The organism is Streptantibioticus silvisoli, assembly GCF_027947535.2.
Taxonomy (GTDB): domain Bacteria; phylum Actinomycetota; class Actinomycetes; order Streptomycetales; family Streptomycetaceae; genus Streptantibioticus_C; species Streptantibioticus_C silvisoli.
Genome location: NZ_JAAGKO020000006.1, coordinates 116,040 through 141,600, shown reverse-complemented (window position 1 = coordinate 141,600; position 25,561 = coordinate 116,040). Strand labels below are relative to the sequence as shown.

Genomic DNA, 25,561 nt, shown 5'->3' with positions numbered 1-25,561 from the left:
GCGTCGTGTCCGGTGCGGTGCCGGGGGCTCCGCCCGGCCCGATGCCGGGCGGAGCAAGTCGCCGGCGCTTCCCGACGGTTGGTCCTACCGGGGCGTTTCGGGCAACGCCCCGATGTGGCGTGGCGGGCGTCGCGGGCCCGCCACGATCCACCGGACACACACCCCTAGTCGTCCAGCGAGCCGAATTCGCGATCGATGAAGTCGAGGACCTCGTCGGCCGTCGCCTCGTCGAGGTCCTTTTCGACCTCGGCCTCCTCGATCCGGTTCTTCTTGCCCTCGAGCTGGTAGAGCAGGCCGCGCAGGCGTTCCGAGAGGACCGTGGACGTCCGGTCGTCGATCTCGGCGCCGAGCAACGCCGCTTCGAACACCGCGAGTTCGTCGGCCAGCGCGCTCCCCGGCCGGACGTCGCCCAGCTGGTCGAGCAGGTAGCGGGCGAGTTCGGCCGGAGTGGGGTAGTCGAATATGAGGGACGGCGGGAGCTTGACCCCGGCGGCGGTACCGAGCCGGTTGCGCAGTTCGACGGCGGTGACGGAGTCGAACCCGAGGTCCTTGAAGGCCCGGTCGGTCTCCAGCGCCTTGCCGGCGCCGTAACCGACGACCGCGGCGGTCTGGGTCCGTACCACCGTGAGCACTTCCTGGTAGGCGTCCTCCGGGGAGAGGCCGGCCAGCCGTTCGGCCAGCGCCGTCCGGTCCGCCGCCGGGAGCCCGTCGTCGGAGGCGTTCGCCCGCAGCGCCTGGACCTGCGGGATCTCGTCGAACAGCCGGCTGGGGCGCAGCGCGGTGCGGGCCGGGAAGTGGGCCTCCCAGTCCACATCGGCGACGACGAGAGCCGGCCCGCCGGCCGACGCCAGTGTGTTCAGGGCCAGTTCGGCCTTCATCGCGCGCAGGCCCCCGCTGTCGTCACCGTCGGCAGGCTCGCAGAACGTGAGCGTGGAGGTTTCCGGCCGCCGGTGCGCGAGGGCCTCGGCGAAGGCACCGACGGCGGCGCTCAGTGCGTGTCCGGGGCTCGCGTCCACGCCCGGCCCTGACGTGACGACCACGAACGCGTCGAGTTCCGCGCCGTCCAGCGCCTCGTGGAGCCGTTCCACGCCGCCGACGCGCTCCGTGACGTCCGCCGCCGACAGCGCGGTCAGACTCCGCGCGGTGCGGTCGGTGGCCAGGCACACCACCGCGGTCAGCGACAGCGCCGCCGCGGTCCCGGCGGTCACCTCGCCGACGACCTCGACGGCGGCGCCGATGCCGGTGCCGTTTCCGTTTCCGTTGCCGGTGCCGAGGTCGGTGCTGGTGCCGAGGCCAGCGCCGATGCCGGTGCCCGTGCCGGTCAGTTCCGCCGCCAGCCGGTCCGCGCCCGGGCCGTTCAGCACGACGCGGTCGGCGCCGTTACGGGCCAGCCAGCGGACGGTGCCGGCGGCCAGCCCGTCCATGGCGCCGGTGACGAGAACCGTGCCGCGTGCGGCCCAACTCCCGTGCCCGCTCTCGGTGGTGGCGGGGACGAGCCGGCGCACGAAGACACCGGACCGGCGGATGGCGACCTGGTCGTCGTCGCCGTTCAAGGCACCGGCGAGCCGGTCGGCGACCTGGTCCGTCACATCCTCGGGAAGGTCGACGAGGCCGCCCCACAGGCCGGGGGACTCCAGCGCCGCGACCCGACCGAGGCCCCAGCGGACCGCCTGCTCCGGGTCGGGCGCCGCGTCGGACGGATCGACGTGCACGGCCCCGCGCGTCACCGTCCACAACGGAGCGGCGACCACCGCGTCCCCGAGCGCCTGAAGGACATCCAGGGCGTGCGAACCCGCCCCCGGGGCCAGCAGGACACCGGTCAGGGGCTGCCCGGTGTCCGGCGCGGACTCCGTCTCCAGCAGCAGGGAGAGCGACTTGCGGTCGCTGCCCTCGGCGATCTCCCGCACCTCGACGTCACCGCGGCCCTCCAGCGCGGCCACCAGCGCCCGGTCCCGGTCGCCCGGCGCCACGAGGACCAGCCAGCGGCCGGCCAGCGCGGTGCCGTTCTCCGTACGCGACGGCCGCCAGACCGCGCGGTACCGCCAGCCGTCGACGGCCGACCGCTCGCGACCGCGCTCCCGCCACGTCTCCAGTGCCGGGACCATCCGGCGCAGCATGTCCTGCTGCTCACCGGCGTCGAGCCCGAGCGCGCCGGCCAGCCCGCTCAGGTCGTCGTTGTCGACCAGTTCCCAGAACCGTCCCTCGACGGTCCCCGCGGCGCTCGCCTCCTTGCGGCGACCGAACCCGGCCTCCAGCCAGAACCGCTCGTGCTGGAACGCGTAGGTCGGCAGATCCACCACCCGCGGCGCAGCGTCGGCGAACGCCGGCAGCCAGTCGACGTCGACCCCGTTGACGTACGCACGGCCCAACGAGGTGAACAGCCGCCGCAGACCGCCCTCTTCACGCCGCAACGTCTCCACCACACAGGAGGCATCGACGGCCGGGTCCTCCGCGACAACATCCAAGGTGTCCTGCACGCTCATCGCCAGCACCGGATGCGGACTGACCTCCACGAACACGTAACGACCCTGCTCCGCCAACGCCCGAGCCGCCTCCGCGAACCGCACCCGACTCCGCAGATTCCGATACCAGTAAGCGGCATCCATGCCGGCGGTGTCCGTGACCTCACCCGTCACCGTCGACCACATCGGAACGGATGAAGTAACCGGTCTGACCTGCGACAACACCTCCAACAGGTGATCCTCGATCTCCTCGACGTGAGCCGAGTGCGACGCGTAGTCCACCGGCACCCGACGAACCCGCACCCCTTGTTCGGCCCAGAGGGACGCGATCTCCTCCAACGCGGCGTCATCGCCGGACAACACCACCGACGACGGGCCGTTGACGGCCGCGATCGACACCCGATCCGCCCACTCCCCCAACCGCTCACCGACCGCATCGGCACCCAACGCCACCGACAGCATCCCGCCACGCCCCGCGATCACCCGGATGGCCCGGCTCCGCAACGCCACCACCATCGCGGCGTCCTGAAGGCTCAACCCGCCCGCCACACACGCCGCGGCGATCTCACCCTGCGAATGGCCCACCACCACATCCGGCACCACACCGAACGACTCCCACACCGCCGACAACGACACCATCACCGCCCACAACACCGGCTGCACCACATCAACCCGATCAAACACACCCCCCTCCACCACCTCCAACAACGACCAACCGTCCGCGAAGGGCTCCAGCGCCGCAGCACACTCGGCCATCCGCTCACGGAAGACAGGAGAAGCGGCCATCAACTCCACCGCCATACCCGCCCACTGCGAACCCTGACCCGGGAAAACGAACGCCACCTTCGGACGCGAACGCCCCACACCCACCACCACACCCTCGCCACGCAACTGCGCGACCAACTCCTCGCACCCCGCACCCACCACAACAGCCCGATGCTCCAACGACGCCCGACCCACCACCAGCGAATGACCCACATCCACCGGATCACCGGCCCCCGCACCACACTCCGCGAGCCGCTCGATCTGCCCACGCAGACCAGCAGCGCTACGAGCGGACACCACCCACGGAACCACTCCGGGACTCGGCTGAGGCACACGGTCCTCCGCCGGCCGGGCCGGCGCCTGCTCCACGATGACGTGCGCATTGGTCCCACTGATACCGAACGACGACACCCCCGCCCGACGCGGACGCGCCACCTCCGGCCACGGACGCGCCTCCGCCAGCAAGGAAACCGCGCCGGCCGACCAATCAACGTGCGGAGACGGCTCATCAACGTGCAACGTGCCCGGCATGACACCGTGCCGCATCGCCATCACCATCTTGATGACGCCGGCAACACCGGCCGCAGCCTGCGTGTGACCGATGTTGGACTTCACCGAACCCAGCCACAACGGCTGCTCCCGCTCCTGCCCGTACGCCGCGAGCAGCGCCTGCGCCTCGATCGGGTCGCCCAGCGAGGTACCGGTACCGTGCGCCTCCACGACGTCCACCTGGGACGCGGGAACGCGCGCGTTCGCCAGCGCCTGACGGATCACCCGCTGCTGCGACGGACCGTTCGGCGCCGTCAGACCGTTGCTGGCGCCGTCCTGGTTGACCGCGCTGCCCCGCACGACGCCCAGGACGCGGTGACCGAGGCGTTCCGCGTCGGACAGCCGCTCGACCAGCAGCATGCCGACGCCCTCGGCCCAGCCGGCTCCGTCGGCGGCGGCGGAGAAGGACTTGCACCTGCCGTCGGCGGACATGCCGCGCTGCTGGCTGAAGGCCACGAACACACCGGGCGTGGACAGCACGGTGACGCCGCCGGCCAGTGCCATCGAGCACTCGCCCTGCCGCAGCGCCTGACACGCCAGGTGCAACGCCACCAGCGACGACGAACACGCCGTGTCCACGCTGACCGCCGGACCCTCCAGGCCGAGGGTGTACGCGATCCGGCCGGACACGATGCTGCCGGCGGTGCCGTTGCCGACGTACGCCTCCAGGCCCTCGGGGAACTCGGTGAGGCCGGACGCGTAGTCGTGGTACATCACGCCCGCGAAGACACCGGTCTGGCTGCCCCGCAGCGTTCCCGGGTCGATGCCGGCCCGCTCCAGCGCCTCCCAGGACACCTCCAGCAGCAGGCGTTGCTGCGGGTCCATCGCCAGCGCCTCACGCGGACTGATCCCGAAGAACTCCGCGTCGAACTCGCCCGCGTCGTAGAGGAATCCGCCCTGCCGGGAGTAGCTCTTGCCGGGGCGTCCGGGGACCGGGTCGTACAGGCCGTCCACGTCCCAGCCGCGGTCGGTCGGGAAGAAGGAGATGCCGTCGCCGCCGGACGCGACCAGGTCCCACAGGTCCTCGGGCGAGTTGACGTCGCCCGGGTAGCGGCAGGCCATGCCGACGATCGCGATGGGCTCGTCGTCGGCCACCGAGACCGGCACGGCGGCGGTCGCCGGCGCGTTCGTGCCGTCGGACAGCTCGCCGGACAGGAAGCGGGCGAGCGCGTCGCACGTCGGATAGTCGAAGACGAGGGTCGCCGGCAGCCGCATTCCGGTCGCGGCGCCGAGCCGGTTGCGCAGCTCGACCGAGGTCAGCGAGTCGAACCCCATCTCCTTGAACGCCCGGCCCGGGTCGACGGCGTCCGCCGACCCGTGTCCGAGCACCGCGGCGACCTGGCCGCGGACGACCTCGCGCAGTTCCTGCTCCCGTTCGGCGGCACCCATCCCGGCGAACCGCCGCGCGAACGTCGGGCCCCCGCTGTCGGCGGCCCGGACCGCGCGGCGGGAGACGACCCGCACCAGGCTCCGCAGGAGGGCCGGCACCTCACCGTTCGCCGCGCCGGCGCGGGCCCGGACCGTCGCGAGGTCCAGCCGCGCCGGCACCAGCACGGCCTGGCCGGCGGCGACGGAGGCGTCGAAGAGTTCCAGGCCCTCCCGCGCGGTCATGGGGACGATGCCGCCGCGCGAGAGCCGCTTGCGGTCGGCGTCGCCGAGGTGGGCGGTCATGTCGCTGTCGTCCTGCCACAGGCCCCAGGCGAGCGAGACCCCCGGCAGGCCCTCCGCCTGCCGCTGCTCCGCCAACGCGTCGAGGAACGCGTTCGCCGCCGCGTAGTTGCCCTGCCCCGCCGCCCCGAACACCCCGGCCGCCGACGAGAACAACACGAACGCGTCCAGATCGAGGTCCTTGGTGACCTCGTGCAGGTTCAGCGCCGCGTCCACCTTCGGCCGCAACACCGCGTCCAACCGCTCCGCCGTCAACGACGTCACCACCGCGTCGTCCAGCACACCGGCCACGTGCACGACCCCGGTCAGCTTCCCGATGCCATCAACCACCTCAGCCAAACGGTCACGGTCAGCGGCATCGCACGCAACGACCTCAACCACCGCACCGGACGCGGCCAGTTCGGAACGCAACTCCTCGGCACCCTCCGCCGCCGGACCGCGACGGCTGGCCAGCACCAGGCTCCGCACCCCGTGCACGTCCACCAGATGACGGGCCACCAACGCACCCAACGTCCCCGTACCACCGGTGACCAACACCGTCTCCTCCGCCGACCACACCGGCGCAACCGCAACCGACGACTGCGCACGCACCAACCGCGGCACCCGCACCACACCACCACGCACCTCAACCTGCGGCTCGTCCAATGCCATCACCGCAGGAAGCACCGCACACGAAGCCGCATCAGCGTCCAGATCCACCAGCACGAACCGGCCCGGGTGCTCCGCCTGCGCGGACCGCACCAGACCCCCGACCGCCGCACCGACCACACCACCACGCGTCACCACCACCAACCGCGACGACGCCAACCGCTCCGCCGCCAACCACCCCTGCACCAACCCCAGCACCCGGACCACCGCACCCCGCACACCCGACGCGTCCGCGACACCGTCGACCACGATCTCGGTCATCACCACGTCGGCGGGGGTCTCCCGGCCGGCGAGTTCACCGATGGACGCCACGGCGTCGACCGGGACACCGGCGCGTTCCATGGCGTCCGCGAGATCGCCGAGCACGGTCCAGCGGCGGGCGGGGTCCGCGAGGGCGGGGAGCGGGACCTCCTGCCGGTCGAGCCGGAAGAGGTTGCCGTCCCCGGCGCCGGCGGACAACTGCTCGGCGGTGACCGGACGGGACACCAGTGACTCGACGACGGCCACCGGCGCACCGGTCTCGTCGGTGATCCGTACCGAGATCGCGTCCTCCGCCGTGGCGGCGAGCCGGACGCGGACCCGGTTCGCGCCGACGGCGGACACCGTCACCCCGCTCCACAGGAACGGCAGCCGGCTGCCGCCCTCGCTCCGGAAGAGGGTGCCGATCGCCGCGTGCAAGGTCGCGTCCAGCAGTGCGGGGTGGATCTCGAACGACCCGGAGCCGGAGCCCGCCTGCGCCGCCTCGGGCAGTTCCACCTCGGCGAACACCTCTTCGCCGCGCGTCCACATCGCCCGCAGTCCCCGGAACCCGGGCCCGTAGGCGTATCCACGGTCGGCCAGGTCCTCGTAGAAGCCGTCGAGGGACACCGGCGTGCCACCCTGCGGCGGCCAGACGCCCAGGTCGAACGGGGCGGCCCGGCGATCGGCGACCGTACCGGTGGCGTGGCGGACCCACGCGTCCTCGTCACGGGCCGAGTACACCTCGACGGTGCGCCGGCGCGAGTCGTCCTCGGGGCCCAGCACGACCTGGAGCCGAACGTTGCCGCGGGCGGGCACCACCAGCGGTGCCTGGAGCGTGAGTTCCTCGACGCACCCGCAACCGGCCTCGCCGCCGGCCCGCACCGCCATCTCCACGAACGCGGCGCCGGGCACCAGGACGGAGCCGAACACCACGTGGTCGTTCAGCCACCCCTGCTGCCCCAGCGACAGGCGCCCGGTGAACAGGAACCCGCCCGACCCCGGCAACTCGACCCCGGCGCCCAGCAGGACGTGGCCCACGCCGCGCAGCCCCAGCCCGGCCACGTCACCGCCGCCCACGCCCGCGTCCAGCCAGAACCGCTCGTGCTGGAACGCGTAGGTCGGCAGGTCGACCACCCGCGGCGCAGCGTCGGCGAACGCGGGGGTCCAGTCGACGTCGACCCCGTTGACGTACGCACGACCCAACGAGGTGAACAGCCGCCGCAGGCCGCCCTCTTCACGCCGCAACGTCTCCACCACACAGGAGGCGTCGACGGTCGGGTCCTCCGCGACAACATCCAGCGTGTCCTGCACGCTCATCGCCAGCACCGGATGCGGACTGACCTCCACGAACACGTACCGGCCCTGCTCCGCCAACGCCCGAGCCGCCTCCGCGAACCGCACCCGACTCCGCAGATTCCGATACCAATAAGCCGCATCCATACCGGCGGTGTCCGTCACCTCACCGGTGACTGTCGACCACATCGGCACAGCCGAGGTGACCGGTCTGACCTGCGACAACACCTCCAACAGATGATCCTCGATCTCCTCCACATGAGCCGAGTGCGACGCGTAGTCCACCGGCACCCGACGAACCCGCACCCCCTCCCCCGCCCAGAGAGACGCGATCTCCTCCAACGCCGCGTCATCACCGGACAACACCACCGACGACGGACCGTTCACCGCCGCCACCGACACCCGATCCGACCAGCCCTCCAACCGCTCACCAACCACATCGGCACCCAACGCCACCGACAGCATCCCGCCGCGACCCGCGATCACCCGGATCGCCCGGCTCCGCAACGCCACCACCATCGCGGCGTCCTCAAGACTCAACCCACCCGCCACACACGCCGCAGCGATCTCACCCTGCGAATGACCCACCACCACATCCGGCACCACACCGAACGACTCCCACACCGCCGACAACGACACCATCACCGCCCACAACACCGGCTGCACCACATCAACCCGATCAAACACACCCCCCTCCACCACCTCCAACAACGACCAACCATCCGCGAAAGGCTCCAACGCCGCAGCACACTCGGCCATCCGCCCACGGAAGACGGGAGAGGACGCCATCAACTCAACGGCCATACCGGCCCACTGCGAACCCTGACCGGGGAAGACGAACGCCACCTTCGGACGCGAACGCCCCACACCCACCACCACACCGGCACTGTCCGCACCCGACACCAACGCCGACAATCCCGCCAGCAACTCCTCCCGGCCATCCCCCACCACCACCGCACGATGACCCAACGCACCACGACTCGCCACCAACGAATGACCCACATCGATCACGTCATCCGCCACCCGCTCCAACAACCGGCCGGCCTGCCCCCGCAACGCAGCCTCACCCCGCGCCGAAACCACCCACGGAACAACCCCCACAACCCCCACCGAGGCGGAACCATCAGCCGGAGCACTGGCCGTCGAACCCACCGGCGCCTGCTCCAGAATGACGTGGGCGTTGGTGCCGCTGACGCCGAAGGACGACACGGCGGCTCGGCGCGGACGCTCCAACTCCGGCCACGCACGCGCCTCTTGTAGCAGCGAGACCGCACCGGCCGACCAGTCGATGTGCGGCGACGGTTCATCGACGTGCAGGGTGGCCGGCATGACACCGTGCCGCATCGCCATCAGCATCTTGATGACACCGGCGACACCCGCGGCGGCCTGCGTGTGACCGATGTTGGACTTGACCGACCCCAGCCACAACGGCTGCTCCCGCTCCTGGCCGTACGTCGCCAGCAACGCCTGCGCCTCGATCGGGTCGCCCAGCGACGTACCGGTGCCGTGCGCCTCGACGATGTCGACGCCGTCGGCGGCAACGCGGGCGTTGGCGAGTGCCTGCCGGATGACCCGCTGCTGCGAGGGGCCGTTCGGCGCGGTCAGACCGTTGCTGGCGCCGTCCTGGTTGACCGCGCTGCCGCGCACCACCCCCAGAATCCGGTGACCGAGGCGCTGCGCGTCGGACAACCGTTCCACCAGCAGCATGCCGACGCCCTCGGCCCAGCCGGTGCCGTCGGCCGCGGCGGCGAAGGACTTGCAGCGGCCGTCGCGGGCCAGACCGCGCTGACGGGAGAACTCGACGAAGATTCCGGGGCCGGCCAGCACGGTGACGCCGCCGACCAGCGCCAGCGAGCACTCGCTCTGCCGCAGCGCCTGGCACGCCAGGTGCAACGCCACCAGCGACGACGAACACGCGGTGTCGATGCTGACGGCGGGGCCTTCGAGACCGAGGGTGTAGGCGACGCGGCCGGACAGCACGCTGCTCGCGCTGCCGTTGCCGATGTAGCCCTCAAGCTCCTCCGGTATCCGCTGGAGGCGCATTCCGTAGTCGTCGTACATGACGCCGGCGAAGACACCGGTCCGGCTGCCGCGCAGCGAGGCCGGGTCGATTCCCGCGCGTTCCAGGGTTTCCCAGGCGACTTCCAGCAGCAGGCGCTGCTGCGGGTCGGTGGCGAGGGCCTCACGGGGGCTGATGCCGAAGAACTTCGCGTCGAAGTCGGCCGCCTCGTATAGGAATCCGCCCTCCCGGCAATAGGTCTTCCCGGTGGCGTCCGGGTCGGGGTCGTAGAGGTTCTCGACGTCCCAGCCACGGTCGGTGGGGAATTCCGAGACGCCGTCGCCGCCGGAGGAGACCAGGTCCCACAGGTCCTCGGGGGACTTCACGCCGCCGGGATAGCGGCACGCCATGCCGACGATCGCGATCGGTTCCCGGGCGGCGGCCGTGAGCTCCTGGTTGCGCTGGCGCAGCCGCTCGGTCTCCTTCAGCGACGTCCGCAATGCTGTGATGAGTTCCTGCGGGGAAGTGGTCATGACCGCTACCTATCCGTTCGGGCTGGTGTGGCAAATGCGGGAATCAGCGAACGCACCGTCACCGGGCATCAGTCGTCGCTCTGGGCATTGCCCAGCGCCATGTGGATCAGACTCTCGGCGCTCATGTCGTCGATCAGTTCTTCCGAGGGAATCCCGTCCTCCACGGATTCCACGCCCACTCCGGCGAGTTCCAGCAGCGTTTCCAGGACTCCGGCGTCCCGCAGATTCGCGAGGGGGATTCCGGAGATGGCCCGCCTGATGCCGTCGTCGTCGAGTGCCGTACCGCTGTGCGCGCCGCCGGCGACTCCGCATTCGCCCATCAGGAACTCCGCCAGGGCGCCGCAGGTCGGGTAGTCGAAGACCAGCGTGGCCGGCAGCCGCAGGCCGGTGGCGGAGTTGAGGCGGTTGCGCAGTTCGACGGAGGTCAGCGAGTCGAACCCGAGTTCCTTGAACGCCTGGTCCGGCTCGATCGCCTCCGGTGCCGAACGGCCGAGCACCCCGGCCACCTGCTTGCGCACCAGGTCCAGCAGGAACCGCTCCCGCTCCGGGGCGCCGGGCAGGGCCGACAGGCGTTCGGTGAGGGTGGCGGCCGACGCCTCCGCGGACTGCGCCGCGCGTCGGGAGACGACCCGTACCAGGCCGCGCAGCAGCGCGGGCACACCGCCGTTCGCCGCTCCCCCGGCCCGCAGGCCGGCGAGATCCAGGTGGGCCGGTACGAGGGCGGCACGCCCGGTGGCGACCGCCGTGTCGAACAGCGCGAGGCCGTCCCGCGACGGCAGCGGGATCAAGCCGCCGCTCGACATCCGCGCCAGGTCGGCGTCGCCGAGCCCGCCCGTGATGCCACTGCGCTCCTGCCACAGGCCCCAGGCGAGCGAGACCCCCGGCAGGCCCTCCGCCTGCCGCTGCTCGGCCAACGCGTCGAGGAACGCGTTCGCCGCCGCGTAATTGCCCTGCCCCGCCGCCCCGAACACCCCGGCCGCCGACGAGAACAACACGAACGCGTCCAGATCGAGGCCCCTGGTCACCTCGTGCAGGTTCAGCGCCGCGTCCACCTTCGGCCGCAACACCGCCTCCAACCGCTCCGCCGTCAACGACGTCACCACCGCGTCATCCAGCACACCGGCGACATGCACGACCCCGGTCAGCTTCCCGATCCCGCCGACCACCTCCGCCAAACGGTCACGGTCAGCGGCATCACACGCGACGACCTCAACCACCGCACCGGACGCCGCCAGTTCGGAACACAGATCCTCGGCACCCTCCGCCGCCGGACCGCGACGACTGGCCAGCACCAGGCTCCGCACCCCATGCGCGTCCACCAGATGACGGGCCACCAACGCACCCAACGTCCCCGTACCACCGGTGACCAACACCGTCCCCTCCGCCGACCACACCGGCGCAACCGCAACCGACGACTGCGCACGCACCAACCGCGGCACCCGCACCACACCACCACGCACCTCAACCTGCGGCTCATCCAACGCCATCACCGCAGGAAGCACCGCACACGAAGCCACATCCCCGTCCAGATCCACCAGCACGAACCGGCCCGGGTTCTCCGCCTGCGCGGACCGCACCAGACCCCCGACCGCCGCACCGACCACACCACCACGCGTCACCACCACCAACCGCGACGACGCCAACCGCTCCTCCGCCAACCACTCCTGCACCAACCCCAGCACCCGGACCACCGCACCCCGCACACCCGACGCGTCCGCGACACCGTCGACCACGACCGCCACGTGCGACGGCTCCTGGCCGGACAGCGCGGTCAGGTCGGACACCGCGGCGACCGGCAGCCCGGCCGCGGTGAGGCCGGCGGCCACACCGAGGGCGTCGTCGCCGACGACCGCCCAGCGGACCCCGTCGCCGCCGGTACCGGGGACCGGGGCGTCCTGCCAGGCGACCTCGTACAGGTTGCCCGTGTCGTTGCCGGCCGCCGCCGCCAACTGCTCGGGGCTGACCGGGCGGACGACCAGGGACTCCACGACGGCGACCGGTGCGCCGGTCTCGTCGGCCATCCGGACCGACATGGCGTCGGCGCCGGTACGTGCCAGCCGGACGCGGACCCGGGTGGCGCCGGAGGCGAACACCGAGATGCCGCCCCAGACGAACGGGAGCAGCGGACCGCCGGCGCCGTCGGTGTCACCGCTGCCGGCGCCTTCCAGCATCAGCCCGTGCATGGCGGCGTCCAGCAGGGCCGGATGCATCTCGAACGATCCGGCCGCGGTGCCGGTCCGCTCCGGCAGTTCCAGTTCGGCGAACGTCTCGTCGCCGCGCCGCCAGGCCGCCCGCAGGCCCTGGAAGAGGGGGCCGTAACCGTAGCCGCGCTCCCGCAGGTCGTCGTAGAAACCGTCCAGCGGCACCGCGGTGGCGCCCGGCGGGGGCCAGGCGCCCAGGTCGAACGCGGCGGCGGGCGCCGGTGCGACGGTGCCGACCGCGTGGCAGACCCACACGGCGTCCGCGTCCTCCCGGGCGGAGTACACCTCAAGGGTGCGCCGCCCCGACTCGTCCGCTGCGCCGAGCACCGCCTGGAGCCGGACACCGCCGCGCTCGGGCACCACCAGCGGTGCCTGGAGCGTGAGTTCCTCGACGCACCCGCAACCGGCCTCGCCGCCGGCCCGCACCGCCATCTCCACGAACGCGGCGCCGGGTACCAGGACGGAGCCGAGCACGGTGTGGTCGGCGAGCCAGGCGTGGGTGCTCAGCGAGAGGCGGCCGGTGAACAAGTGGCCGCCGGAGCCCGGCAGTTCGACGCCGGCGCCCAGCAGCGCGTGGCCCAGGCCGCCGAGGCCCGCACCGGCGACGTCACCGGCGCCGGTCCCGGTCTCCACCCAGTACCGGTGGTGGCTGAAGGCGTAGGTCGGCAGCTCGATCCGCGCGGGGACCACGTCGGCGAACGCGGCGGTCCAGTCGACCTCGACGCCGTTGACGTACGCCTGGGCGACCGCGGTCAGGAACGTGCGCGGCTCGGCGTGGTTCCCGCGGAGCACCGGGACGAACACCGCGGAGGCGGCGTCGTCCGAGCCGAGGGCCTGCTGGGCCATGGCGGTGAGGGTCGCGTCGGGGCCGATCTCCAGGTAGAGGGAGACGCCCTGGTCGCGCAGGGCGGTGACGGCGTCGCCGAACCGCACGGCCTGCCGGACGTGTTGGACCCAGTAGCCGGGATCGGTGATCCGGCCGGGTTCGACCGGGCTTCCGGTGACGTTGGAGACGATCGGGATCACCGGTTCGCGATAGGTGAGCCGGCCGGCGATCTCGCCGAACTCCGCCAGCATCGCGTCCATGTGCGGCGAGTGGAACGCGTGACTCACCCGCAGACGCCGCGTCTTGTCGCCCTGCCGGGCGAAGTGGTCGGCGACCTCGGCGACGGCGTCCTCGTCACCGGAGACGACGATCGAGCGGGGTCCGTTGACCGCCGCGACCGACACCCGTCCGTCGAGTCCTTCGAGCGCCTTGAGCACGTCGGTCTCCGCCGCCTGGATCGACACCATCGCGCCGTCGGCCGGCAGCGCCTGCATCAACCGGCCGCGTGCGGCGACCAGTTCACAGGCGTCGGGCAGCTCCAGCACACCCGCCACGTGGGCCGCCGCCAACTCACCGATCGAGTGGCCCGCGACGACATCGGGCACCACACCCCACGACGACACCAGCCGGTACAGGGCGACTTCGAGAGCGAACAACGCCGCCTGCGTGTAACCGGTTTGGTCCAGATCGGGGTCCGCCGCGGCGAACACGACCTCCTCGACCGGCCGGTCCAGGTGCGCGTTCAACCCCGCGCACACCTCGTCGAACGCCGCGGCGTACACCGGATACGTCGCGTACAACTCACGCCCCATACCCGCACGTTGCGCACCCTGACCGGTGAACAGGAACGCCGTCCTCGGACGCGACCGCGCCACACCCGACACCACACCCTCAACGCCGCAGGCCAACACCCCCAGCCCGGCGAGCAGTTCGGCACGGTCGGCGCCGACCACGACGGCGCGGTGCTCCAGCGCCGCGCGGTCCGTCACCAAGGCGTGCGCCACGTCGACCGGGTCGCTGTCACCGGCGGAGACGAAGTCGGCCAGGCGGCCGGCCTGGGCCCGCAGGCCCGCCTCGGTGCGCGCGGTGACCGCCCACGGCACCAGGACGGCCGCCGGCCCGGACCCGCCCGGACCACGGACCGGTTCCGGGGTGCCCTGCTCGATGATGACGTGGGCGTTGGTGCCGCTGATGCCGAACGACGACACACCGGCCCGGCGCGGACGCTCCCCCCGCGGCCACGGCTGCGCCTGGCTCAGCACACTCACCGCACCCGACGCCCAGTCCACGTGCGGGGACGGCTCCTGCGCGTGCAACGTGGCCGGCAGGACACCGTGCCGCATCGCCATCAGCATCTTGATGACACCGGCCACACCCGCCGCGGCCTGCGTGTGACCGATGTTGGACTTGACCGACCCCAGCCACAACGGCTGGTCCCCGCCGCGTTCCTGGCCGTAGGTCGCCAGCAACGCCTGCGCCTCGATCGGGTCGCCGAGGGAGGTGCCGGTACCGTGCGCCTCGACAGCGTCGACCTGGTCGGCCGGCACCCCCGCGTTGGCGAGCGCCTGGCGGATCACCCGCTGCTGCGACGGACCGTTCGGCGCCGTCAGACCGTTGCTCGCGCCGTCCTGGTTGACCGCGCTGCCCCGCACCACCCCCAGAATCCGGTGACCCAGCCGCTCGGCGTCGGAGAGGCGTTCGACCAGCAACATGCCGATGCCCTCAGCCATGTTGGTGCCGTCGGCCGCCGCCGAGAACGCCTTGCACCGGCCGTCGGCCGCCAGGCCACGCTGCCGGGCGAAGACCACGAGCGTCTGCGGGGTGGACATCACGGTGACGCCGCCGGCCAGCGCCATCGAGCACTCGCCCCGGCGCAGCGCCTGGCTCGCCAGGTGCAACGCCACCAGCGACGACGAACACGCGGTGTCCACGCTGACCGCCGGACCCTCAAGACCGAACGTGTAGGCCAGCCGGCCGGACAGCACGCTGCCGGCCACGCCGGTCAGCATGGGGCCTTCCAGCGTCTGGTCGACGCTCTTGTTGAGCAGCACCGAGTAGTCCTGGCCGGTGGCACCGACGAAGACACCGGTCGCACTGCCGCGCAGCGTCCCCGGGTCGATGCCGGCCCGCTCCAACGCCTCCCAGGAGACTTCCAGCAGCAGGCGTTGCTGCGGGTCCATGGCGGTCGCCTCGCGCGGGCTGATGCCGAAGAACTCGGCGTCGAACTCGGCCGCGTCGTGCAGGAATCCGCCCTCCCGGGCGTAGGTCTTGCGGGCGGCGTCGGGATCCGGGTCGTACAGCCCCTCCAGGTCCCAGCCGCGGTCGGCCGGGAACGGGGTGATCGCGTCACCGCCGTCGCTGACCAGCTGCCACAGCTCCTCCGGCGAGCCGACACCGCCGGGGAAGCGGCAGGCCATGCCGACGATCGCGATCGGCTCGTCGTCGGAGACCGCCACCGGCGCGGCGGGCACGGCCGCGTCGGCCGACACGGCGTCGGAGACCTCGCCGAGCAGGTAGTTCGCGAGTGCCTCGGGGGTCGGGTAGTCGAAGATGACGGTCGGGGGGAGCTTCAGTTCGGTGGCCGCGTTCAGCCGGTTGCGCAGTTCGACAGCGGTGACCGAGTCGAAGCCCAGGTGCTTGAACGCCCGCCCGGTCTCGACCGCGTCACCGCTGTCGTAGCCGGCGACCGCCGCGGTCTGGGTCCGCACCAGTTCCAGCACGGCACGGAACCGCTCGGCGGCGGACAGCCCCCTCAGCCGCCCGGCGAGTCCGGTTTCCGGCTGTCCCGCCTCGTCGGCACTGTCCTGGGTGCCGGTCGACCGGAGCCGCTGGACCTGCGGGATCTCGTCGAACAGCGAACTCGCCCGGGTGGCGGTGAACGCGGTGTAGTACCGCCCCCAGTCGACGTCGGCGACCACGACCGATCCGAGACCGGCGGCGACGACCTCGCCCATGGCGGTCAGCGCGAGTGCGGAGTCCATGGTGGGCCAGCCGTGGCGGCGCAGCATCTCGCCCATCCGCCCGGTGACCGCCATGCCCTCGGTGCCCCAGGCACCCCAGGCCACCGAGGTGCCGGCCAGCCCGGCGGCGCGGCGGGACTCCACCAGCGCGTCCAGGAACGCGTTGCCCGGCGCGTAGTTGCCCTGCCCCGGCACACCCACCGTGCCCGCCAGCGACGAGAACATCACGAACCCCGAAAGGTCCAACTCCCGCGTCAACAGATGCAGATACCAGGCCCCCAGCACCTTCGCCCGCAACACCCCACCGATCTGCGACGTCTCCAACGAGTCGATGACACCGTCGTCCAGCACACCGGCGGTGTGCACCACGGACGTCAGGGAGTCACGGAACCGTTCCACGAGGGCGGCCAATCCGTCCCGGTCGCCCACGTCGCAGGTCACCACGTCGACGGTGACGCCCAACCCGGTGATCTCGTCCCGCAGTTCCACCGCGCCGGGAGCCGACAGACCGCGGCGGCTCATCAGCACCAGGTGCTCCACGCCCTCCTGCCGGGCCAGCCAGCGCGCCGCGTCGGCACCCAGACCACCGGTGCCACCGGTCACCAACACCGTTCCTCCCGGGCGCCATTCACCACCCGCGACACCGGCACCCGACACCGGCGCCAACCGCCGCACGAAGACACCGGAGGCACGCACCGCCACCTGATCCCGCACCACCCCACCCTCAACCAACACACCAACAAGGCGATCCAGCACCCGACCGGTCACCTCCGCCGGAACATCCACCAGACCACCCCAACGATCCGGATGCTCCAACGCCGCCACCCGACCCAACCCCCACACCAACGCCTGCCACGGATCACGCACCACATCCGCCCCACCCACCGACACCGCACCCGACGTCACCGCCCACAACGGCGCCTCCACCCCCAGATCACCCAACGCCTGGAGCAGGCTCACGGAGAGGCCGAGGCCGCCGGCGCCGGCGTCGACCACCGCGTCGCCGTCCGCGTCGCCGTCCGCGTCGCCGTCGCCGGCGAGCGCCAGCAGCGACACCACCCCGGACACCGGCGTCGTCAAGCCGTCGGCGGACCGCAGGAGTTCGCCGAGGCGTGCGGCCAGCGACGCCCGGTCGGTACCCGGCCCGACCTCCAGCGTCACGACGTCGCCGCGACCGCACAGCCCGGACACCAACGCGGCCACGACACCGTCATCAACGGCACCGGCGGGCGCCAGCACCAGCCAACGGCCGGTCAACTCACGGATGCCGTCAACGGTGACCGGGCGCCAGACCGCCTCGTAACGCCACCCGTCGACCAGCGAACGCTCCTGGTCGTGCCGCCGCCACTCCTCCAGCGCCGGGACGACCTGCGCCAGCACGCCCCGCTGCACGTCGGCGTCCAGCCCCAGCGCACCGGCCAGACCGCCCAGGTCCCCCTTCGCCACCAGCTCCCAGAACCGGCTGTCCACGGATTCGACGGCGGCCACGTCCTTCGCGGCCCCCTGACCGGACTCCAGCCAGAACCGCTCGTGCTGGAACGCGTACGTCGGCAGATCCACCACCCGCGGCGCAGCGTCGGCGAACGCGGGGGTCCAGTCGACGTCGACCCCGTTGACGTACGCACGGCCAAGGGAGGTGAACAGCCGCCGCAGACCGCCTTCTTCACGCCGCAACGTCTCCACCACGCACGACGCCTCAACCGCCGGGTCCTCCGCAACAACATCCAACGTGTCCTGCACGCTCATCGCCAGCACCGGATGCGGGCTGACCTCCACGAACACGTAACGCCCCTGCTCCGCCAACGCCCGAGCCGCCTCCGCGAACCGCACCCGACTCCGCAAATTCCGATACCAGTAAGCGGCATCCATGCCGGCGGTGTCCGTGACTTCACCGGTGACTGTCGACCACATCGGCACGGCCGAGGTAACCGGTCTGACCTGCGACAACACCTCCAGCAGGTGATCCTCGATCTCCTCGACATGGGCCGAGTGCGACGCGTAGTCCACCGGCACCCGACGAACCCGCACCCCTTGTTCGGCCCAGAGGGACGCGATCTCCTCCAACGCAGCGTCATCGCCGGACAACACCACCGACGACGGGCCGTTCACCGCCGCGATCGACACCCGATCCGCCCACTCCCCCAACCGCTCACCCACCGCATCAGCACCCAACGCCACCGACAGCATCCCGCCACGCCCCGCGATCACCCGGATCGCCCGACTCCGCAACGCCACCACCAAAGCGGCGTCCTGAAGGCTCAACCCGCCCGCCACACACGCCGCGGCGATCTCACCCTGCGAATGCCCCACCACCACATCCGGCACCACACCGAACGACTCCCACACCGCAGACAACGACACCATCACCGCCCACAACACCGGCTGCACCACATCAACCCGATCAAACACACCCCCCTCCACCACCTCCAACAACGACCAACCATCAACAAACGGCTCCAGCGCCGCAGCACACTCCACCATCCGCCCACGGAACACGGGAGAAGCGGCCATCAACTCCACCGCCATACCCGCCCACTGCGAACCCTGACCGGGGAAGACGAAAGCCACCTTCGGACGCGAACGCCCCACACCCGCCACCACACCCTCGCCACGCAACTGTGCGACCAACTCCTCGCACCCCGCACCCACCACAACAGCCCGGTGCTCCAACGACGCCCGACCCACCACCAGCGAATGACCCACATCCACCGGATCACCGGCCCCCGCACCACACTCCGCGAGCCGCTCGACCTGCCCACGCAGACCAGCAGCACTACGCGCCGACAGCACCCACGGAACCACTCCGGGACCCGGCTGAGGCACACGGTCCTCCTCAGGCCGGGCCGGCGCCTGCTCCACGATGACGTGCGCATTGGTCCCACTGATACCGAACGACGACACCCCCGCCCGACGCGGACGCGCCACCTCCGGCCACGGACGCGCCTCCGTCAACAACGACACCGACCCCGCCGACCAATCCACATGCGGAGACGGCTCATCAACATGCAACGTCCCCGGCAAAACACCATGCCGCATCGCCATCACCATCTTGATGACGCCAGCAACACCGGCCGCAGCCTGCGTGTGACCGATGTTGGACTTGATCGACCCCAGCCACAACGGCTGGTCCTCACCGCGCTCCTGGCCGTACGTCGCCAGCAACGCCTGCGCCTCGATCGGGTCACCCAGCGACGTACCCGTACCGTGCGCCTCGACGACATCGACGCCGTCGGCGGTCACCCGGGCGTTGGCCAGCGCCTGCCGGATCACCCGCTGCTGCGAGGGGCCGTTCGGCGCCGTCAGACCGTTGCTCGCGCCGTCCTGGTTGACCGCGCTGCCGCGCACCACACCCAGAATCCGGTGACCCAGCCGCTGCGCGTCGGACAACCGTTCCACCAGCAGCATGCCGACGCCCTCGCCCCAGCCGGTGCCGTCGGCGGCTGCCGCGAACGGCTTGCAGCGGCCGTCGCGGGCCAGGCCGCGCTGGCGGGAGAACGCCACGAACGTCTCCGGCGTCGCCATCACCGTCACACCGCCGGCCAGTGCCATCGTGCACTCGCCCTGCCGCAGCGCCTGACACGCCAGGTGCAACGCCACCAGCGACGACGAACACGCCGTGTCGATGCTGACCGCGGGGCCTTCGAGGCCGAGTGCGTAGGAGATGCGGCCGGACACCACGCTGCCGGTGTTGCCGCTGCTCGCGTACACCTCCAGGCCCTCGGGCAGGCCGTTCGTGCCGGTCGCGTAGTCGTGGTACATCACACCGGCGAAGACACCGGTCCGGCTGCCGCGCAACGCGTCGGGGTCGATCCCGGCCCGTTCCAGCGCCTCCCAGGACACCTCCAGCAGCAGCCGCTGCTGCGGGTCCATCGCCAGCGCCTCCCGCGGACTGATCCCGAAGAACTCCGCGTCGAACTCGCCCGCGTCGTGCAGGAATCCACCCTCTCGGACGTAGCTCTTGCCGGCCGCGTCGGGGTCCGGGTCGTACAGTCCGCCGATGTCCCAGCCGCGGTCGGCGGGGAACAGGGTGACGCCGTCACCGCCGCCGGCGACCAGGTCCCACAGGTCCTCGGGCGAGCTGACGCCGCCCGGGTAGCGGCAGGCCATGCCGACGATCGCGATGGGCTCGCCGTCGGCCACCGCCGCCGGGGCCGGGGCCGGCCGCTCCGGTTCCCGGCTGCCCAGCACCTCGTCCCGGAGATATCCGGCGAGGGCGTCGCACGTCGGGTAGTCGAAGACCAGGGTGGCCGGCAGCCGCAGGCCGGTGGCGGAGTTGAGGCGGTTGCGGAGCTCGACGGAGGTCAGCGAGTCGAACCCGAGGTCCTTGAACGCCTGGGCGGGCTGGACGGATTCGGGGGTGGAGTGGCCGAGGACGCCGGCGACCTGCTGGCGCACCAGGTCGAGCAGGAACGCGTCCCGCTCGCCGGCCGGCAGGGCGGTCAGGCGCAGGGCGAGCGGGTCCGCGCCGGCGTCGGCGGTGCGCGCGGCACGGCGCGGTGCCGTCCGCACCAGGCTCCGCAGCAGTGCGGGAAGGTCACCGCCGGCCGCGCGGCTGCGAAGCCGGGCGAAGTCCAGGCGGGCCGGGACGTAGGCGCCCCGGCCGTGCGCGGTGAGGGCGTCGAGGAGTCGCAGGCCGTCCTGGGACGGCAGCGGGGCGACACCCAGCCGCGAGATGCGCTGCTGGTCGGCCGCGCCGAGGTGGGCGGTCATGTCGCTGGTGTCCTCCCACAGCCCCCAGGCCAGCGACAGGCCCGGCAGTCCGTCCGCCCGGCGTTCCTCCGCCAGCGCGTCCAGGAAGGCGTTGGCGGCGGCGTAGTTGCCCTGGCCCGCCGCGCCGAGCACGCCGGCGATCGAGGAGAACAGCACGAACGCGTCCAGATCGAGGCCCTTGGTCACCTCGTGCAGGTTCAGCGCCGCGTCCACCTTCGGCCGCAACACCGCGTCCAACCGCTCCGCCGTCAACGACGTCACCACAGCGTCATCCAGCACACCGGCGACGTGCACGACCCCGGTCAGCTTCCCGATCCCGCCGACCACCTCCGCCAAACGGTCACGGTCGGCGGCGTCACACGCGACGACCTCAACCGCCGCACCGGACGCGGCCAGTTCGGAACGCAGATGCTCGGCACCGTCCGCCGCCGGACCGCGACGGCTGGCCAGCACCAGGCTCCGCACCCCGTGCACGTCCACCAGATGACGGGCCACCAACGCACCCAACGTCCCCGTACCACCGGTGACCAGCACCGTCCCGTCCGCCGACCACACCGGTGCTTCCCCGCCCGACAACCGCGCACGCACCAACCGCGGCACGCTCACCACACCGGCGCGCACCTCGACCTGCGGCTCGTCCAACGCCATCACCGCAGGGAGCACCGCACACGAAGCCGCATCGGCGTCCAGGTCCACCAGCACGAACCGGCCCGGGTGCTCCGCCTGTGCGGACCGCACCAGGCCCGCGACCGCCGCACCCGCGACGTCCCCGTGCGTCACCACCACCAACCGCGACGGCGCGAACCGCTCCTCCGCCAACCACCCCTGCACCAACTCCAGCCCCCGGCGCACCACTTCACGGGCCTCGGCGGCAGTGCCGGAGAAGTCACCGGCGACGACCACCTCGGGGGTGCCGTCGGCGGCGCCGGCCGCCTGGTCCAGCCCGTCGTGCGCGGCGATGCCCAGGCCGCCGGCGATGCCGAGGGGGTCGGCACCGACCACGGCCCAGCGCTCCGGTGCGAACGGGACCGGGGCGAGCGGGAGTTCCTGCCGGACGACCTCGAAAAGGTTGCCATCGCCGGTGGCCGGCGCGAGCTGGCCCGGGTCGACCGGCCGGACGACGAGGGAGTCGACGACGGCGACCGGGGCGCCGGTGCCGTCGGCGATCCGCACCGTGCAGACATCGTCCCCGGCCGGAGTCAGCCGGACCCGCACCCGGGTCGCGCCGACCGCGAAGACCGACACTCCGCCCCACACGAACGGCAGGCGGGGCGGGGCGGCGGCGTCGCCCGCCAGCAGCAGCCCGTGCAGGGCCGCGTCGAGCAGCGCGGGGTGGATCTCGAACGTGCCGGTTCCCGTGCCGCGTCCCTCGGGCAGTTCGACCTCGGCGAAGACGTCGTCGCCGTGCCGCCAGGCCGCCCGCAGGCCCTGGAACGCCGGCCCGTAGGCGTATCCGCGTTCCACCAGGCCGGCGTAGAAACCGTCGACCGGGAGCTGCTCGCCGCCCGGCGGGGGCCAGGCGGTGAGGTCGAAGTCGGCCGGGGTCGCGGCGGCGACGGTGCCGACCGCGTGACAGACCCACTCGGCGTCGTCGGCGGCCGAGTGGATCTCGACAGTGCGGTGGCCGGAGTCCTCCGCGCCACCCAATACCACCTGGAGGCGGACGCCGCCGCGCTCGGGCACCGACAGCGGTGCCTGAAGGGTCAGTTCCTCGACCCGGCCGCACCCGGCCTCGTTACCGGCGCGTACCGCCAGCTCCGCGAAGGCGGCGCCCGGCACGAGCACGGAGCCGAGCACGGTGTGGTCGGCGAGCCAGTCGTGCGAGGCGCGGGAGAGCCGGCCGGTGAACAGGAAGCCCCCGGAGCCCGGCAGTTCGACACCGGCGCCGAGGACCAGGTGGCCCAGGTCGCCGAGGCCCAGTTCCGCGACGTTCCCCGCGCCGGCCCCGGCCTCCAGCCAGTAACGCTCGCGCTGGAAGGCGTAGGTCGGCAGCTCCAGCGGGCGCGGTGCGGCGTCGGTGAACGCGGCGGTCCAGTCGACGTCCACCCCGGTCACGAAGGCACGAGCCAACGCGGTCACGAAGGATCGGGTCTCGCTGTGCTTTTTGCGCAGCAGGGGGGCGAACACCACCGGCGCCGCGTCCTGCCCGTCGAGGACCTGCTGGGCCATCGCGGTCAACGTCGCGTCCGGCCCGATCTCCAGATACAGGCCCACGCCCTGGTCACGCATGGCGGTGATGGCGTCGCCGAACCGCACAGCCCGCCGCACATGCTCGACCCAATACCCGGGGTCGGTGAGTTGACCGGGTTCGACCAGGGTTCCGGTGACGTTGGAGACGACCGGGATCACCGGCTCACGCAAGGTGAGCCGCCCGGCGATCTCACCGAACTCCGCCAGCATCGCGTCCATGTGCGGCGAGTGGAACGCGTGACTCACCCGCAGACGCCGCGTCTTGACACCACGGGCGGCGAACTCCCCCGCGATCCGCAGGACCACATCCTCGTCACCCGACATCACCGTCGCCGACGGCCCGTTGACCGCCGCCACCGCCACCCGGTCCCGCACAGCCTCGATCGCCGCCAGCACCTCGGCCTCCGGCGCCTGCACCGACACCATCGCCCCACCACCGGGCAACGCCTGCATCAACCGCCCCCGCGCCGCCACCAGTTCACACGCCTGCGGCAGATCCAGCACCCCCGCCACATGCGCCGCCACCACCTCACCCACCGAATGCCCCGCCAACACATCCGGCACCACACCCCACGACGACACCAACCGGAACAGCGCCACCTCGACAGCGAACAACGCCGCCTGCGTCAACCCCGTTTCGTGCAACGCCACATCATCCGCGGCGAACACCAACTCCCGCACCGACCGCCCCACCTGCGCATCCAACTCCGCGCAGACCTCGTCGAACGCCGCCGCATACACCGGGAACGACCCGTACAACTCCCGCCCCATACCGGCTCGTTGCGACCCCTGCCCCGCGAACAGCAACGCCGTCCGCACCCCGGCCCGCCCCACACCCGACACCACACCCGCACCCGCACCCTCGCCGCCGTCGGCCAACGCCCCCAACCCGGCCACCAGTTCGGCCCGATCGGCACCCAGGACAACGGCACGGTGCTCCAGCGCACCACGGGTCGAGACCAGAGCGTGGCCGACGTCGACCGGATCGGCGGTGGGCACGAACGCGGCAAGACGCGCGGCCTGCGCCCGCAGACCACCCTCACCACGCGCCGAAACCACCCACGGCACGGCCGCCGGAGTACGTCCGCGCTCGACCTCCTCCGCCTCCTCCGCGGGGGCCTGTTCCAGGATGACGTGGGCGTTGGTGCCACTGATGCCGAACGACGACACACCGGCCCGGCGCGGGTGCTCCGCCGCCGGCCACGGCCGTTCCTCCGTCAGCAGCGAGACGGCACCGGCCGACCAGTCCACGTACGGGGACGGGGCGTCGACGTGCAAAGTGGCCGGCAGGACACCGTGCCGCATCGCCATCAGCATCTTGATGACGCCGGCGACACCGGCCGCGGCCTGCGCGTGGCCGATGTTGGACTTCACCGAACCCAGCCACAGCGGGTTCTCACGGTCCTGCCCGTAGGTGGACAGCAGCGCCTGCGCCTCGATCGGGTCGCCCAGCGACGTACCGGTGCCGTGCGCCTCCACGGCGTCGACCTGGCCGGCCGGTACCCGCGCGTTGGCGAGCGCCTGCCGGATGACCCGCTGCTGCGAGGGGCCGTTCGGCGCGGTCAGACCGTTGCTGGCGCCGTCCTGGTTGACCGCGCTGCCCCGCACCACACCCAGAATCCGGTGACCCAGCCGCTGCGCGTCGGACAGCCGTTCCACCAGCAGCATGCCGACGCCCTCGCCCCAGCCGGTGCCGTCGGCCGCGGCGGCGAAGGACTTGCACCGGCCGTCGGGGGACAGACCGCGCTGACGGGAGAACTCGACGAAGGTGCTGGGGGTGGACATCACGGTGACGCCGCCGGCCAGCGCCATCGTGCACTCGTCCTGGCGCAGCGCCTGACACGCCAGGTGCAGCGCCACCAGCGACGACGAACACGCCGTGTCGACCGTGATCGCCGGGCCCTCCAGGCCGAGGGTGTAGGCGACGCGGCCGGACAGCACGCTGGCGGCGCTGCCGCTGCCGATGTAGCCCTCCAGGTCCTCCGGTATCCGCCGCAGGCGGGAGGCGTAGTCGTCGTACATGACGCCGGCGAAGACCCCGGTCCGGCTGCCGCGCAACGCGTCGGGCTCGATGCCGGCCCGTTCCAGCGCCTCCCAGGAGACCTCGAGCAGCAGGCGTTGCTGCGGGTCCATCGCCAGCGCCTCACGCGGGCTGATGCCGAAGAACGGCGCGTCGAAGTCGGCCGCGTCGTGCAGGAAGCCGCCCTGCCGGGAGTAGCTCTTGCCGGGCGCGTCGGGGTCGGGGTCATAGAGGTTCTCCACGTCCCAGCCGCGGTCGGCCGGGAACCCGGAGATGGCGTCGGAGCCGGCGGCGACCAGGTCCCACAGCTGCTCGGGGGAGGTGACGCCTCCGGGGTAGCGGCAGGCCATGCCGATGATGGCGACCGGTTCCGGCTCCGCGGCCTCCGCCTCGCGCAGGCGCCGGCGGGTCTCGTGCAGGTCCGCGGTAACCCGCCGCAGATAGTCGCGGAGCTTTTCTTCGATCGTCACCGGAAGTCCTCTTCGTCGATTGGCTTG

At 72.1% G+C, this 25,561-nt stretch carries 2 protein-coding genes; both read right to left on the bottom strand.

Annotation, left to right across the window (positions count from 1 at the left end):
- Nucleotides 1-164: 164 nt before the first annotated feature.
- Nucleotides 165-10,124, bottom strand: coding sequence for a type I polyketide synthase (locus tag POF43_RS06645; protein ID WP_443732098.1), 9,960 nt, complete (start codon nucleotides 10,122-10,124; stop codon nucleotides 165-167).
- A 101-nt stretch (nucleotides 10,125-10,225) separates the two neighbouring features.
- Nucleotides 10,226-25,534 carry a type I polyketide synthase gene (locus POF43_RS34815; RefSeq protein WP_282704454.1) on the bottom strand — a complete coding sequence of 5,103 codons (15,309 nt, stop codon included), beginning with the start codon at nucleotides 25,532-25,534 and terminating at the stop codon, nucleotides 10,226-10,228.
- Nucleotides 25,535-25,561: the final 27 nt, after the last annotated feature.